Source organism: Sphingomonas sp. AAP5, from assembly GCF_004354345.1.
GTDB lineage: Bacteria > Pseudomonadota > Alphaproteobacteria > Sphingomonadales > Sphingomonadaceae > Sphingomonas > Sphingomonas glacialis.
Map to the genome: position 1 here is coordinate 591674 of NZ_CP037913.1, position 12516 is coordinate 604189.

Annotated in this window: 11 protein-coding genes; 6 read left to right on the forward strand and 5 right to left on the reverse strand. The window is 69.0% G+C overall.

From position 1 onward, the window contains the following. The first annotated feature begins 71 nt into the window (after positions 1-71). Positions 72-1313, forward strand: coding sequence for a TIGR04063 family PEP-CTERM/XrtA system glycosyltransferase (locus tag E2E30_RS02705; protein WP_133187011.1), 1242 nt, complete (start codon positions 72-74; stop codon positions 1311-1313). Continuing rightward, positions 1283-2146 (forward strand): hypothetical protein, encoded by an 864-nt coding sequence (locus E2E30_RS02710; RefSeq protein WP_133187013.1) that lies wholly within the window; start codon positions 1283-1285, stop codon positions 2144-2146. The genes E2E30_RS02705 and E2E30_RS02710 overlap by 31 nt, the downstream gene beginning before the upstream one ends. A 32-nt stretch (positions 2147-2178) precedes the next feature. Here the strand turns inward: E2E30_RS02710 and E2E30_RS02715 are convergent, their stop codons facing one another. Together E2E30_RS02715 and E2E30_RS02720 are read right to left on the reverse strand one after the other, a co-directional pair. Next, positions 2179-2490: a hypothetical protein gene (locus tag E2E30_RS02715; protein ID WP_133187015.1), complete on the reverse strand. Its 312-nt coding sequence runs from the start codon at positions 2488-2490 to the stop codon at positions 2179-2181. Then, a complete protein-coding gene (locus E2E30_RS02720; RefSeq protein ID WP_133187017.1) occupies positions 2487-2669 on the reverse strand; it encodes a hypothetical protein in 183 nt (60 codons plus the stop codon). Before E2E30_RS02720 ends, E2E30_RS02715 begins: the two co-directional genes overlap by 4 nt. An 84-nt stretch (positions 2670-2753) precedes the next feature. Here E2E30_RS02720 and E2E30_RS02725 point away from each other — a divergent pair, with 84 nt between their 5' ends. Further along, complete coding sequence (locus E2E30_RS02725; RefSeq protein WP_229839413.1) at positions 2754-3389, forward strand: S24 family peptidase; 636 nt, start codon at positions 2754-2756, stop codon at positions 3387-3389. On the opposite strand, the gene E2E30_RS02730 is transcribed toward E2E30_RS02725, so the two are convergent. Beyond that, a complete protein-coding gene (locus tag E2E30_RS02730; protein ID WP_229839414.1) occupies positions 3386-3613 on the reverse strand; it encodes a hypothetical protein in 228 nt (75 codons plus the stop codon). The genes E2E30_RS02725 and E2E30_RS02730 overlap by 4 nt on opposite strands. 138 nt (positions 3614-3751) lie before the next feature. Here E2E30_RS02730 and E2E30_RS02735 point away from each other — a divergent pair, with 138 nt between their 5' ends. From E2E30_RS02735 to E2E30_RS02745, 3 genes are all read left to right on the forward strand, one after another. Then, positions 3752-3961, forward strand: a complete 210-nt coding sequence (locus E2E30_RS02735; protein WP_133187019.1) for a hypothetical protein — start codon at positions 3752-3754, stop codon at positions 3959-3961. Between the two features lie 62 nt (positions 3962-4023). Continuing rightward, the gene (locus E2E30_RS02740; protein ID WP_133187021.1) at positions 4024-6009 is read left to right on the forward strand and encodes an autotransporter assembly complex protein TamA; all 1986 of its coding nucleotides are present in this window, start codon (positions 4024-4026) and stop codon (positions 6007-6009) included. Positions 6010-6134: 125 nt separating this feature from the next. Continuing rightward, the gene (locus E2E30_RS02745; RefSeq protein WP_133191896.1) at positions 6135-10190 is read left to right on the forward strand and encodes a translocation/assembly module TamB domain-containing protein; all 4056 of its coding nucleotides are present in this window, start codon (positions 6135-6137) and stop codon (positions 10188-10190) included. Here E2E30_RS02745 and E2E30_RS02750 read toward each other — a convergent pair. Both E2E30_RS02750 and E2E30_RS02755 read right to left on the reverse strand, forming a co-directional pair. Continuing rightward, on the reverse strand, positions 10184-11035 hold the full coding sequence (locus tag E2E30_RS02750; protein WP_133187023.1) for an ATP-grasp domain-containing protein: 852 nt from the start codon (positions 11033-11035) through the stop codon (positions 10184-10186). The two genes, E2E30_RS02745 and E2E30_RS02750, sit on opposite strands and share 7 nt — an antisense overlap. Before the next feature lie 7 nt (positions 11036-11042). Further along, positions 11043-12467, reverse strand: a complete 1425-nt coding sequence (locus E2E30_RS02755) for an aldehyde dehydrogenase family protein (RefSeq protein ID WP_133187025.1) — start codon at positions 12465-12467, stop codon at positions 11043-11045. Positions 12468-12516 lie beyond the last annotated feature (49 nt).

Consider the following 12516-nt stretch of genomic DNA (forward strand, 5'->3'; position numbering starts at 1 on the left):
GAACGGGCACAGCCGCTCTACGTGCGTTCAAGTTGAGGCTCCGTTAAGCACTCGTGCGTTAGGGCGATAGCATGCGTATTCTTCATCTTCTGGATCACGGCCTGCCGTTGCAAAGCGGCTACACCTTTCGCACCCGCGCGATCCTCAAGAGCCAGATGCGACGCGGCTGGACGATCGCCGCAGTCACCGGGCCGCGGCATGCATCGCCAGCGGCGGGGCTGGAGAGCGTCGATGGCATCGACTTCTACCGCACCGCCGCGGTCAAGCGCTTGCCCGCGCCATTCGGCGAACTGCGCGAGATCGCCGCATTCGCGAGGCGGATCGGCGAGGTGGTCGAGCAGTTCAAGCCCGATATCCTCCACGCGCATTCGCCCGTGCTCGATGCGCTCGCCGGCTTGCGCGTCGCGGGCAGATACAAATTGCCGCTGGTCTACGAGATCCGCGCTTTCTGGGAAGACGCGTCGGTCGGCAACGGGACGGGGCGCGAAGGATCGCTGCGCTATCGTGCGACTCGCGCGCTCGAGACCTGGGCGGTAAAGCGGGCCGATGCGGTCGCGGTGATTTGCGAGGGATTGCGCGATGATCTGATTGCGCGCGGGATCGATCCGGGCAAGCTGATCGTCTCGCCCAACGGCGTCGATCTGGCGATGTTCGGCACGCCGCTGCCGCACGACGCCGCGCTTGCCGCAACGCTCGGCGTGACGGGCAAGGAAGTGATCGGCTTCATCGGCAGTTTCTACGATTATGAAGGGCTCGACGATCTGATCGCGGCGATGCCCGCCCTGGTCGCTGCGCGCCCGCAAGCGCATCTCGTGCTCGTCGGCGGCGGTCCGAAGGAGGCGGTGTTGCGCGCGCAAGCCGCGGCATCGCCGGTGGCGGCGCAGATCCATTTCGTCGGGCGCGTGCCGCACGGCGAGGTCGATCGCTATTACAGCGTGATCGACGTGCTGGCCTACCCGCGCAAGAAGATGCGGCTGACCGATCTGGTGACGCCGCTCAAGCCGCTCGAGGCGATGGCGCAGCGCCGACTCGTCGCCGCCTCGGACGTTGGCGGGCACCGCGAGCTGATCAGCGATCCCGAGACGGGCACGCTGTTCCCGCCCGGCGACCCAGGCGCGATGGCACAATCGCTCGCCGATCTGCTCGCGGACCGTGGGAGCTGGGAAGGCCGCCGCGAGCGCGGGCGTACTTTTGTCGAGGCAGAGCGTAACTGGGCCGTTAACGTGGCGCGTTACGCGCCCGTTTACCAAAAACTTACTGATAGTATGGCAGAGCAGAGTGCATGGCCGTCTCCTCCAATCCTCAACGCCTGACCCTCCCGCTGGCCCCGCTCGTCGCGGGGATAATCGGGGTGCTGACCGCGGCGATGTTTGCGCTGATCCCGACCGCGCTGCTCGAATCGATGGTGGTCGATAGCGGCATCGCCGCGGTGATCTCGGCAGCCGAACCGCCCTTGGGGCTCACCGCGCGCGCCGCCTTGGTGCTGCTGTGCGGTGGTGGTGTCGGCGTGCTCGCATGGTTCGCGTTATTCCTGACCTTCGGCGGCCGCACGATCGCGCTGCGCCGCCCGGTTTCGGACGGCGACAACGCGCCCGTGCTGCGTCGCGCCGACGCGCATCCCGATGCGCCGGCGCGCCGTCCGCTGTTTGCCAATACCGATCTCGGCACGCCGTTCCTCGAAGTCCGGGCGCGCCCGGTGCACCTCGATGCCGATGACGTTGCGCCGCTGGTCGAACGGCCGCTGCCGGTTGATCTCGACGAGCCGCTTTCGGCCTATGATTCAAGCTTCCTGCGCGAGCCCGGGGTGCCGACGTCCGATCCCGACGACCAGCCCAAGCCTGAGTCGGCGTCGAGCGCGCCGCTCCCGCTCCCGCTCCCACGTCGTCAGACCTATGATCCGAGCGAACGCTTCGAAACCTTCCCGCTCGGCCCGATCGACGCTCCCGTCCCGGCGCGGCGCACGCCCAGCCCGATCTCGCGTCCGGCTCGCCCCGCCGAGAGCGCGGGCGATCCGTCGGAAACGATCCACGCCTTGCTCGACCGGCTCGAACGCGTCGTCGGCCGCCGCGACCCCGCCGCAGCCTCGCCCGAGACGATCGAAGGGACGCTCGGCAGCTTGCGAAAGATGGCGACCGATCCGCGCTGACTCGCGTAAGCGCCGGTGACGGGTCGCATCGGTCAAACTTCGACGGTCAGCGCTTCGAGTGTTACCAAGAGATCTTCGTCGTGCCGTGTGACCGAAAGGGTGACGACGTCTGCGACGAGATGCCCGCGCAGCGGCAGGTCTGCTTCGGCGAGCGCCTTTAGCCATAGTCCGCCCGCGGGATCGTCGCGCAGCGTCAGCGCCACGGTGTGACGCGCGCCGGCAAAGGTCGCGCTCGCCCAGCGAGTCGAATCCCGCACGCACACGCTGACATCACATCCCGCCGCGTCGGCATGGCGTTCTAGGGCACGCCGGAGCAGCGTCGCGGCATCGGGGCCGCGGCTCACCGCGACACCCGCTGGTCGGCGAGGAACGCCTCGATCCGGCGCACCATACGGGCGCCCGGTTCGCGGCCGCGGCGCAAGTCGCGCACGAGGCGGGGGTCGCGCACCGCGAGCCGCCCGAAGGTAGTTGGCGGCATCGCGCTCGCCCTCAGATAACGGTCGATCTTCTGCAACACGGACATGGCGGTCTCCTCACGATTCGTCGGCGCCGATGGGCTTTGTGTTCACGATCCGTTCTATTTTCCAACTTGTCTAGGAAAATTCCTATGGCTATCATGGCGACGATGGACGCTTCCGATCCTCGCGCGCGGCTCGCCGCGCTAATCGACGCGCAGGGCGTCAGCTATGCCGCGCTGTCGCGGATGCTTCGCCGCAACGAGGCGTATCTCCAGCAATATGTCCGCCGCGGCACGCCCCGCGATCTGGCCGAGCGCGACCGCGCCTTGCTCGCTGCCTATTTCCGGGTCGATGCGACGGAACTCGGCGGCGTCGCGGCTCCGCGTATGGCGCCGATCCGTCGGCTCGATATCGAGGCTTCGGCCGGCCCGGGTGCGTTCAGCGGCGACGCGCCGGGGGAGGGGGCGATGCTGCTCGACCCGCGCTTGCTCGAATCGTTGCGGCTCGGCGCGAAGGATGCGGCGATGCTGCGCGCGCGGGGCGATTCGATGCTGCCGACGATCGCCGATGGCGACCAGATCGTGATCGACGAGCGCGACACGCGGTTAGGCACCGTGCCGGCGATCTTCGTGCTGCGGCTCGACGGCGTCGTGCTCGTCAAACGCGTGTCGAAGGCCAGGGATGGCATGCTGATCGAAAGCGACAATCCGGCCTATCCGCCGATCACCACGACTGCCGCCGCGATCATCGGCCGCGTGGTCTGGCTGTCGCGCGCGCTGCGTTAGCGCCGCAGGTCGCGCAGCCACATGACGAGCGAGATCGCCACCCCGACCCCAAGCCCGATCAGGAAGCCACGCGTCGGGCCGAGCGGCGTGAACAGGCCGATGCCGGTTCCGGCGATCGCGCCGATCGCGATGAGCGCACCGCCGGCAAGCGGGGTGCGGGGAGGGGATGAGCGGACCATGTCGTGCGCTGTGCCATGTCCCGCCGCAGGACGCCAGCGTCCCATGCTGGGAGCCTTGGGGCGGCGCGCGGGGAGGCGTTAACCTTTGTCAGGCGCGGGCTTAGGGGGATGTCGCGGACTGGCACGAACCGTGAAGCGAGCGCGTGTCCGCAAGCCCGCGGTCGCGTAACGTGCGGAGAGTGCATGGTTGTTCCCTATCTCGCGGATTGCACCGAAGTGACGCACGCGACCGATCTCATCACCGTCTTCGGCGGCGACGCCGGGCTTGAGGCCGCCGCGCGCGCCAACCGCAGCCGCGATCTCGGCAACTATCTGCACTTCTGCCGCTGGCGGCAGATCGAGCGCTTGATCGCCTTGCTCTCGTTCGACCGCGCGATCGGCACGATTCACTGATTGCGCCGCCGGGCGCGCGCTAAACCCCTGTCGTTCGCCCGGCAGCCGGGCTAGGACGGCGTATGTCGTTATCGGTCGGGCGGCGGCGCGCGTATCGGGCGGCCGCTGGAATTCTTTGGTGTGTCGGGTGCGGCGCGGCGGCGGCGCAGACGCGGCCGTCGGCGAGCCCGATCGCGTCTCCCGCCGATCGGGGGCCGCAGCCGACGCTCCCGCTCGATCCGCAATCGCCAATGGCACCGTTGCCGGGACTCGGGGTCGACTGGCCCGATCTGTCGAAAGCGCCGCAGGAACCCGTTGTCGCCGACACCCCGACCGCGATGACCGGCGAGACGCGCTACAGCTACCGCATCGACGGGATCGACAGTGTGGCGAGCACGCTGCTGCGCGATCGCTTTGCGCAACTCTCGACGTTGAAGGCCAATGACGGGCAACCCGCCAACGCCGCACAGCTCGACCGCCGCGCGCGCGAGGATGCGACCTTGCTGACGACGCTGCTGCGCGGCGAAGGCTATTACGACGCGCGAGTCGGGACACGCGTCGAGCCTGCGGCGCGGCCGCTCGTGGTGCTCGATGCCGAACCCGGCACGCTGTACACCTTCGGCGGCGTGACGGTCGCCGGGGTCGATGCCGCAGGGGAGAAGGCGCCAGCGCTGCGCAAGGCGTTCGGGCTCGACCCGGGCGACGCGGTCAACGTCGATGCGGTGCTGGCGGCCGAGACGAGCCTGCGCACGACGATCGGCGATCGCGGCTTTCCGTTCGCGATCGTCGGCGATCCGCAGATCGTGGTCGATCGGGCCGCGCACACCGCGACGCTCGACTTGACCGTCGTCCCCGGCGGCGCGCGCCGTTTCGGGGCGATCACAATGACGTCGGGCAGCGCGATCTTCGATGCCGACCACGTCCAGGACATTGCGCGCTTCGTGCCAGGCCAGCCGTTCGACGCCTCGGCGCTCGCCGATCTGCGCCGTGCGCTTGTCCAGACCAGCCTGGTGTCGAGCGTCAAGATCACACCGGTAGAGGGCAAGGAACCCGGCACGGTCGACATCGCGGTCGGGCTCGAGCCAGCGCCAAAGCACACCATCGCCGGCGAGCTCGGTTATGGCACCGGCGAGGGCGCGCGTGCGGCGCTCAGCTGGACCAACCGCAACCTCTTTCCGCCCGAAGGCGCGCTGACGCTGGCGGGGGTGCTCGGCACGCAGGAGCAATCGGCCAGCGCCACCTTCCGCCGCAACAATTTCAACGGACGCGACCGGATCCTGACCTTCCAGACGGTCGCCTCGAACGTCAAACGCAACGCCTATCAAGCACGCACGGTGTCGCTGTCGGGCAGCCTCGAGCGCCAGACCAACATCTTCTTCCAGAAGAAATGGACGTGGTCGCTTGGCGCCGAACTCGTCGCCTCGGACGAGCGCGACGTGATCCTCGACACCGGCGCGCCGCGGCGGCGGACCTATTTCATCGGCGCGCTGCCGAGCGTGCTGAGCTATGACGGGTCGAACGACTTGCTCGATCCTACGCGCGGCTTTCGCCTCAGCGGACGCCTGTCGCCCGAGATCTCGCTCGAGGGCAAAGCCTTTGGCTATGCGCGGATGCAAGTCGATGCGAGCGCCTACAAGAGCGTCGCCAAGGGCACCGTGCTTGCCGCGCGGATCCGGCTCGGCACGATCGCGGGTGCGCCGCGCGATGCGATCGCGCCGTCGCGGCGCTTCTATGCGGGCGGCGGTGCGTCGGTGCGCGGCTATGGCTATCAGGACATCGGCCCGCGCGATCCCAACAACGACCCCGTCGGCGGACGCAGCCTCGCCGAATTCTCGGTCGAGGCGCGCGTCAAGACGTTCGGCAATTTCGGGGTCGTGCCGTTCTTCGATGGCGGCAATATCTCGACCGGGCTGCTGCCGAGCTTCGGCGCGCTGCGCTACGGCGCGGGGCTCGGCGTGCGCTATTATTCGAATTTCGGGCCGATCCGCATCGATGTCGGCACGCCCGTCAATCCCGCGCCGGGCGATCCGCGCGTCGCGGTCTATGTCTCGCTGGGGCAGGCGTTTTGAGCGACGCCGCGCCGCCCGTCGAACACGCTGCCGACGCGGCACCGATCGCGACGGTCAAGCCGCACGGTGCGCTGGGGCGAGTCGTGTTCGCGCTTCTCGCCGCGCTGGTCGTGCTCGTCGTCGTAATGCTCGGCCTGATCGACACCGGCATGGGGCATCGCTTCGTCACCGACCGGATCGGTGCGCTGCGGCCGGCGAATGGGCTGCGCTACAGCATCGGGCGGATCGAGGGATCGATCTATGGCCGCGCGACGCTGATCGACGTGCGGGTGCGCGATGTGCGCGGGGTGTTCTTTGCAGCGCCGCGCGCCGAGCTCGATTGGTCGCCGCTCCACTGGCTCGACAACCGGCTCGACATCACCAGCCTGCGGATCGCCTCGGCGTCGCTCGCACGGCTGCCGCAGACGCGGCCAACCCTCAACACCGGGCCGATCCTGCCAAGCTTTGATATCCATGTCGGCAGCCTTGCGGTCGACCGGCTGGTCGTCGCCCCCGCGCTGGCAGGCGTCGAGCGGACCGCGCGGCTGCGCGCGCGCGCCGATGTCCATCGCGGTCGCGCCCTGATCGATCTCGCGGCGGTGGTGGCGGGGAGCGACGACATCCGGCTCCATCTCGACGCCGCGCCCGATCGCAATCGGCTCGAAGCGATGGCGCGCGTGCGCGGGACCGCGCGCGGGGTGCTCGCCAAGCTTTCGGGGTTCGGCAAGCCGATCGCGCTCGACCTCGCCGGCAAGGGAAGCTGGGCGGCGTGGCGCGGCAGCATGGTGGCGGACGTCGGCACAACGCGCCTCGCCGATCTCGCGCTGACCAATCGCGCGGGCACCTATGCCGTGTCGGGTGTGCTCGTCCCGGCGCCGCTGGCGCACGGCAAGCTCCAGCGACTGACGGTGCCGCGCGTGCTCGTCCACGGTGCCGCGACGCTCGCCGAACGTCAGCTCAAGGGGACTCTGTCGCTACGCTCGGACTCGCTCGACGTGTCGGGCGACGGCACGCTCGACTTGGCCGCAAGCGCGTTCCGCAACCTGCGCATCCACGCCGTGCTGACGCGCCCGAACGCGCTCTTCCCCAACATGACCGGCCGCGCGATCGAACTGCGCGCGATCCTCGACGGCCGCTTCGCGACGGCGGCGTTCGACTATCGCCTGACCGCGCAGCGTTTCGCGTTCGACGATACGGGGTTCGAGGATTTCCGCGCGGCGGGGCGTGGGCGTTTCTCGAAACAACCCGTGCTTGTGCCGATCCGCGCGACCGCGGCGCGCGTCACGGGCGTCGGCGATGTCGCCGGCGGGATCCTGCGCAACCTGACGATCGACGGCGTGCTGCGCGTGACGCCGCAGCTCGTGCTCGGAGACGATCTCAAGCTGACCTCGGACCAGCTCAACGGGCGGATCAACCTGCTGCTCGATCTGCGCGACGGTCGCTATGACATCGGCCTCAACGGCGGGCTCGGGCGCTATCGCATCCCGGGCCTCGGCGTGGTCGACGTGCAGACGACGCTCAAGGTGGTCCCGGGGCCCGGCGGGCGCGGGACGCGCGTCGTCGGGCAGGGTGTCGCGCAGATGATCACGCTCGAAAACGCCTTTTTTCGCTCGCTCGGCGGCGGGTTGCCGCGGATCGTCACCGGGCTCGAGCGCACGCCCGACGGGCTGCTCCACCTCAACGGCCTCGTGCTGACCGCGCCGCAGCTCCGCATCACCGGCAACGGCGTGCGGCGGCGCGATGGCACCTTCCATTTCGAGGGCGCGGGGCAGCAGACGACCTATGGCCCGCTGACGCTCAAGCTCGATGGCAAGATCGACCATCCGACGCTCGATCTGGTGTTCGCGCGGCCCAACGAAACGATGGGGCTGGCCAACGTCGTCGCGCATCTCGACCCGACCGATGCGGGATTTGCGTTTACCGCGCGCGGCGATTCGCGGCTGGGGCCGTTCAGCGGCAACGGCGCGATCCTGCTGCCAAAGGGCGGCGACGGGACGATCGCGATCGCCGATCTCGCGGTGAGCGGGACGCACGCCAGCGGACCGCTGCGGATCGTCCCCGGCGGGTTCGACGGCAAGCTCGATATCGCCGGTGGCGGGCTCGCGGGCGCTATGCTGTTCCGTCCGGTCGGCGGCAACCAGCAGATCGAGGCGCATCTCGATGCGACCGCGGCGAAACTCGCCAATGCCTTCGTGCTGCGGCGTGGGCATCTCGATCTGGTGGCGTTGCTCGATCCGGCCGGCACGTCGATCGACGCCAATCTGACGGGGGCGGGGTTGCGCCGGCGCTCGCTGGTGATCGGGCGGTTCGCCGCGCGCGCGAAGCTGCGCGGCGGGACGGGGACGATCACCGCGTCGATCGCCGGGTCGCAGGGGCGCGCGTTCGACATCCAGTCGGTCACGCAAGTCGCGCCCGATCGCTATGTCGTCTCGGCGCAAGGAACGCTCGACCGTCGCCCGCTGACGCTCGTCACCCCCGCGGTGGTGACGCGCGACGGCGACGGCTGGCGGCTGGCGCCGACCGATCTGACCTTTTCGGGCGGCAATGCCAAGGTCTCGGGACGCTTCACGCGGGCCTCGAGCGAGCTTGCCGCGACCGTTGCGCGGATGCCGCTGTCGATTCTCGATATCGGCTATCCCGGGCTCGGGCTCGGCGGCAACGCCTCGGGCAGCCTGTCGTACACGCAAGGGGGTGGCGCGGCGCCGACGGGCAAGATCGACATGACGGTGCGCGGGCTGACGCGTTCGGGGCTGATCGTCTCGTCGCGCCCGGTCGATGTCGGGATTTCGGGGCTGTTGTCGCGCGATCGGATCGCGGCACGCGCGGTTGCGGAGACGGGGGGCAAGTCGGTCGGCCGCGCGCAGATGCTGCTGACCCTGCCCGGTGGCGACGACCTCGCGCAGCGCGTGCAGAATGCCGGTCTGTTCGCGCAGTTGCGCTATGACGGGCCCGCCGACACCGTCTGGCGGCTGACGGGGATCGAACTGTTCGACTTGACCGGGCCGGTCGCGATCGGTGCCGATGTCGGCGGGACGGTCGCCAATCCGCAGATCAAGGGCGTCGTCCAGGCCAAGGGCGCGAAGATCGAAAGCACGACGACGGGCACCGTGCTGACCAACGTCCAGACGACGGGCCGCTTCGGCGGATCGCGCCTCACGCTCGATCGCTTCGCCGCCGATGCGGGGAAGGGCGGGCATGTCACGGGCACCGGCGTGTTCGATTTTGCGGCGAAGAACGGGCTCGGGCTCGATCTTCAAGTCGAGGCCGACCACGCCGTGATGATAGCGCGCGACGATATCGGCGCGACCGTTACCGGGCCGCTGCGCTTCCAGTCGGACGGCGCGGGGGGTACGATCTCGGGCAATCTCCGGCTCGACAAGAGCCGCTATCGGCTCGGCCAGGCAAGCGCGGCGACCGCCTTGCCGCAGCTCAACATCCGCGAGATCAATCTGCCCGATGGCGGCCAGGACGACGATGCGCCGCGCATGCCGTGGACGCTCGCGATCCGCGCGCGCGCGCTGAACCAGGTGCTCGTCACCGGGCTCGGCTTGCGGAGCGAATGGTCGGCCGATCTGCAGATTGGTGGCGCGCCCGACAATCCGGCGATCACCGGGCGCGCCGATCTGGTGCGCGGCAATTACGACTTTGCCGGGCGAACCTTCGCGCTCGATCGCGGGAAGATCCTGTTCGCGGGCGAAGTGCCTGCCAACCCCGCACTCGACATCGTCGCCAATGCCAACACGACCGGGCTGACCGCGTCGATCAACGTTACCGGACCCGCGCTAAAGCCCGAGATCACCTTCTCGAGCGTGCCTGCGCTACCGCAGGACGAATTGCTCTCGCGGCTGCTGTTCGGCACCTCGATCACCAATCTGTCGGCACCGGAGGCGCTGCAATTGGCCTCGGCAGTGGCAGCGTTGCAGAACGGCAAGGGTGGGCTCGACCCGATCAACGCGGTGCGGCGTGTTGCCGGCCTCGATCGGCTGCGGATCGTCTCGGCCGATCCGACGACCGGACAGAAGACCTCGGTCGCCGCGGGCAAGTATATCACGCGGCGCTTCTATGCCGAGATCGTCACCGACGGCGCGGGCTATTCCGCAACGCGCGTCGAGTTCCAGGTGACGCGCTGGCTGTCGCTGCTGTCGACGGTCTCGACGCTTGGCCGGCAGACCGCGAACGTCCGCGTGTCGAAGGATTATTGAGCGCGCGCCCCGATCCGGCGGGCGAGCGCGGCTGCGAGCAGGGCCGGCACTTCGGGCGCGATATCGGGATAGAGATCGGGTTCGATCGCCTCGACCTCCATCAGCGCGAGCTTGCCATCGGCACTGCGCAGCAGATCGACGCGCGCGTAGAGCGGCCGCGCGGGTAGCGCCGCGAGCACCGCGTCGAACACGCCGCGCGCCTCGGCATCGGGCGCGTAGCGGCTGAAGCGGCCGCCGAATTGCGGCTGGATCCGAAAGTCGCCCCCGCTCGCGACTTTCCGCGCAGCGTGGCTGAAGGTGCCGTCGATCGCGAAGAGCGAGAGTTCGCCTTCCTCGGCGATCGCGGGGAGGAAGGGTTGGATGATCGCGGCGTCGAGCGGGGCGACGCGATCACCGCGCTTCACGCGGACGGTCTCGTGGCTCCCTGCCGAGATTTGCGGTTTCACCACCAACGCGTCGCATCCGAACGCGTCGAACGCGGCAATGACGCTCGCCTCGTCCGCGCGGCCGAAGCGGCTGGGGACAATTGCGATCCCCGCCGCCTCGAGCGCGAGCAGGTAGGTCTTGCGCGTGTTCCAGGCGAGCAGGGCAGGCGGATTGAACAGCGGCTGCTCGTCGGGCCACGCCGCCAGCACTGCGTCCCAGCGCGCCACGTCGAAATGATAGCCCCAGGCGAACAGCGCGAGCGCCGCATCGCCGTCGCCGGGGCCCAAATCCCACGGCCGCGGTGCCAGCGCCATGCCCGCAGCGGCAAACGCCGCACGGTATGGCGCGAGCGCCGCCGCCGCCGCCGCATCGTACGGACTGCCGCTCACCGGCATCAGCACGTCGATGCGGCGTGTCATGCGCGCCTCAGGCCGGCTCGCCGATCACCGTCTTCACTTCCATGAAGTCGGTGAGGCCGAACTTGCCATTCTCGCGACCGTTGCCCGATTGCTTGTAGCCGCCGAACGGCGCGTTGCCGTCGGGGCTCCACGAGTTGATCGTGACGAGCCCAGCGCGCAGCCGCGGCGCGACCTTGGCGGCCTTGGCAGGATCGCCCGAGATCGTTGCCGACAGGCCGTAGGGCGTGCCGTTGGCGATCTTCACCGCCTCGTCCTCGGTGTCGTAGGCGATCATCGTCGCGACGGGGCCGAACACCTCCTCCTGCGCGATGCGCATCTCGGGCGTCACGTCGGTGAACAGCGTCGGCTTGATGAAATACCCCGAATTGCGTCCGTCGGGCCGACCCGTGCCGCCGGTGACGAGCGTCGCGCCCTCGTCGATCGCCGACTGGATCAGGCCCTGGATCTTCTCGTACTGCGCCTTGTTGACGACCGGGCCGATATGCGCGCCCATCACGGCGGGGTCGCCGACTGCGGTGCCTTCCATCATCGCCTTGACGATGCCAGTTGCCTCGGCGACCTGGCTGGTGTGGACAAGCAGCCGCGTCGGGGCGATGCAGCTCTGCCCCGAATTGGCGAGCACACCCTGGACCGTCGGCGGCAGCACCGCGGCGAGATCTGCGCCTTCGAGCACGAGATTGGCCGCCTTGCCGCCGAGCTCCTGATGCACGCGCTTGACCGTCGCCGCGGCCGACTGCGCGATCGCGATGCCCGCACGGGTCGACCCAGTGAAGCTCACCATATCGACATCGGGATGCGCCGACAGCGCCGAACCGACGCCCTTGCCATCGCCGTTGACGAGGTTGAACACGCCCGGCGGCACGCCTGCCGCGTCGAGGATTTCGGCGAGGATCACCGCGCAGCCGGGCGATTCCTCCGAGGGCTTGAGGATCATCGTGTCACCCGCCGCCAGCGCCGGTGCGACCTTGGCGGTGACCTGGTTGAGCGGCCAGTTCCACGGCGTGATCATCGCGACGACGCCGAGCGGCTCGTGCACGACCTTGGCGCGGCCGAGCTTCTGCTCGAACTCGAAGCTATTGAGCGCCTTCAAGGTCGAGATGAAATGCCCGAGCCCGGCTGGCACCTGCGCCGCGGTCGCAAAGCCGATCGGTGCGCCCATCTCGCTGCTCACCGCAAAGGCGAGGTCGGGGATGCGCTTTTTGTATTCCTCGATGATCCGCTCGAGCAGCGCCGCGCGCTCGGCGACGGTCGTCTGCGAATAGCTGTCGAACGCGGTGCGTGCGGCAGCGACCGCGGCGTCGACGTCGGCGGCGGTGCCGAGCGTGATCTCGGTGCAGGGCTGTTCGGTCGCGGGGTCGATCACGTCGTGCCGCGTGCCGCCCTGGCTCTCGACCCAGGCACCGTTGATATACTGTTTGAGATAGCTCTTCATCGCCGCTCTCCACGTTTCTGGTTTCTGCTAGGAGGGGTAGATGGCGCGC